Annotated in this window: 1 protein-coding gene and 1 pseudogene; both read right to left on the reverse strand. The window is 74.6% G+C overall.

The window, feature by feature from the left end:
* Window positions 1-1915: DUF6600 domain-containing protein (locus AC3XYG_RS01325; RefSeq protein ID WP_489138008.1), on the reverse strand; the 1915-nt coding region annotated here is incomplete at its 3' end.
* A 208-nt stretch (window positions 1916-2123) separates the two neighbouring features.
* A pseudogene (locus AC3XYG_RS01330) lies at window positions 2124-2896 on the reverse strand (hypothetical protein); the annotation flags it as partial.

Below are 2896 nucleotides of genomic sequence, written 5' to 3' on the forward strand. Positions count from 1 at the left end.
GGACCGGCTGCTGCGGCGCCGGCGCATGGGCGATCACCTGCCGGGCCGGGGGCTGATGGCTGGGGGCCGCCGCCGGATGGGCCGCGGCGGTCGGCTGCGGCGCCGCACCGGCGGGGTGCTGCTCGCGCTCCGGCAGCGGCGGGTGGCCCTGCTGGGCCAGCGTGGCGGCAGGACCGGGCCGGTTGCCAGGCTGACCAGGTGCTGGCTGGCCCGGGGACGGCTGGATCGGCGCGGCCCGTCCCGGCGCGCCTTGGGCCCCGACCGGGCCACCCGGTGCACCGGGGGCGCGCTGCCCACGTTCCGGCAGCGGCGGATGGCCCTGGGCCTGCCCCGGGGCCGCCGCCACCGGACCAGCCGGACCCGGCTTGCCGTCGGGGCCTTCCTGGGCTGTCGCCGGTGCGCCGTGCTGCTCACCCGCGCCGGCCAGGGGCGGCTGGCTCCCCGGCTGTGCCGGGGCGGTGCCGGGTGCGCCGGGCGCCTGGGCCCTGCGCTCGAACGGCGTAGCCGGCTGGCTCGGGGCCGGTGCATGCGGCCGGTTCGGGTCGGCGGCGGCCAGCGCCGGGCGGTCGCCGGGCCCGCGGGCGAATTGCGGGTGCGGCGCCTGTTGCGCGCCGGCAACCGGGGCAGCCGGATGCGGCAGGGCCGACACCGGCGTCAGCTGTGCCTTGGCGAACTGCTCCGGCGGCACCTGCAGTGCGGCCCGGCCGACCGGCTGGTGCTCGGCCAGCACCCGCTCGGGCACCTCGGTCGCGAAGCGGCGGTTGGCGCCGTTTTCGATGATGGTGGGGCCGTTGTGGATGTTGTTGATCTCGGTGACGTTGATGTTCCGGACGTTGGTGATGTTGACGTTCCGGACATAATTGTCGCTGACCCGGTAGGACGGGCGGTAGATCTCGCCCGGGCCCAGCGGGTACCAGCCGATTGGATGGCTGTCGAGGGCGGCCCCGATCACGGCACCGACGGCGACGCCGGAGAAGAAGGTGACCAGCGCCGGGGCATAGACCGGGTGGACCTCGACCGGGCCGGGCAGCCAGCCCCAGCGGTCATCGACATAGGCCCAGCGGCCGTAGTGGAACGGGGCGAAGCCCCAGGGCTGGGCGTCGACCCAGGTCCAGCCCCAGCGGCCTTCCCATTGCCAATGGCCGTCGCGATACGGCACCCAGCCGGAGGGCACCGTGCTGGGGTACCAGACGGTGCCGTAGTTCGGCGCCTCATGCCAGGTGCCGGCGCCGTCGAGGTCCTGGTAGCCGGTCATGGACCGCGAGACGTAGCGTGGCGCCGCGGCCACCGCCTTGAGACGGCCATCGGCCCAGTCGTCGAGCGGGCTGCGGTCGGCCGAGCGGGCGAGGGAGAAGCTGAACGGGTCGGCGCCATTGGCCAGGCCGGTCTCGCCGCCCTGGATGTCGACCGGCCCGTCCGGCCCGCCGGCGATCTGGGCCTCGCCGGAGAACACCACCACCTGGGTCGGGTCCTGGGTGGTGCCGGCATCGATGCGATATTCGCCCGGCCGCACCAGCGTGACCGTGCCGCGCGGCGTGTCGACCGTGTAGGTCTCGCCCGGCTGCATGTCGCCGATGTCGAGGTTGACCGATCCCTGGCCCAGCTGGGCCGCGAAGCTCTGGTCGTCCAGTTTCTGGATGTCCAGCTCGGCCTGGTCGCCGAGATGCAGCTCGGTCGGCCCGACCTCGAACTCGGCCCGGGCCTGCGGCTCGGTCCAGAACGACATGCCGGAGGTGATCGGCTGGTTGCGGGCGGCGACCGCCCAGGGCTGATTCGGGTCGGTGCGCAGCGACACCGCGCCGGACAGATCGGCCAGGCGGCCGACCCGTGCCGGGGGATCGTCGTCCGCCCGGGCGGCCATGCCGCTGCCGAACAGGGCGACCAATGCCACCCCCGCCAAGATGCGCGCTCTCATCGCGTTCCTCCTGGGCGGGCCGGGCGCCGATGACGGCCGGCCTGCCAGATTCCCTGTTCGGCGCAACGGCGCCGGAGCGCATGTCCGCGATCGAACCCTAGGCCACCCGGCCTTGCAGGAGGCTGTCCCGAAGATGAATTCCCGGTGAAGTCCGGGTCGCCGCGAAGCGGCGATCCCGAGATCGCCGTGCAACGGCAACCGGGGCCCTTCAGTGCAACAGGCGGTCGATCTGCGCCTTCAGCTCCGGCGCGTCCGGTGTGCGTCCGGCGGCGGCCAGCACCGCGGCGCGCAGGAACAGCGACTGGGCCGGCAGTTCGTCGACGCCGGTCTCGGCCTGGGCCATCACCTGGCCGATCTGGTCCAGCCGCTCGGCCATGCGGTCGGCGGTGGCGCCGTCCAGCGGCTTCGCCCCGGCGCTACCGATCGCGTCCAGCAGGTCGGCGGCGACGATGCGCAGGCCCAGCCAGGCGGTGGCGGCCTCCAGCGTCTGGCGCGACCGGCGGCTCTCGCCGCTGCCCAGCCGGCCGATCAGCGGCGCCGCGGCGGTCAGGTAGCGCCGGGCCTCGGCTCGCGCGTCCAGCGCCTGGGTCGCCTGCACCAGCAGCAGGTTGGCATCGAGCATCTGCGCCGATTCCGGGCCATGCTCAATCAGCGCCATGCCGACCAGTTGATAGCGGGCGGTGTGCACCAGCTCCATCTCGCCATTGGCGGCATGGTCTCGCATCTGGCCGTACAGCGCGGCGAAGGGTTCGGGCGATGACCCGTCTTCGGCCGTGGCGCCGGGTGTGGTCACTACCGGCGGTTGCGGCCAGCGGCGCAGCGCGTCCTGCAGCCGCGCGGCGATGCGGGCCGAGGGCACGGCATGCGGGTCCACCGGCGTGTCCGCCGGGGTCGGGGCGATCGGCGCAGCGGCGGGAGGCGTTGCCGCGGGCTGTGTGGTGACGGCTGGGGCCGGCGGCTCCGGGCTGGGGGCCGCAGGAG

The organism is Inquilinus sp., from assembly GCF_057815775.1.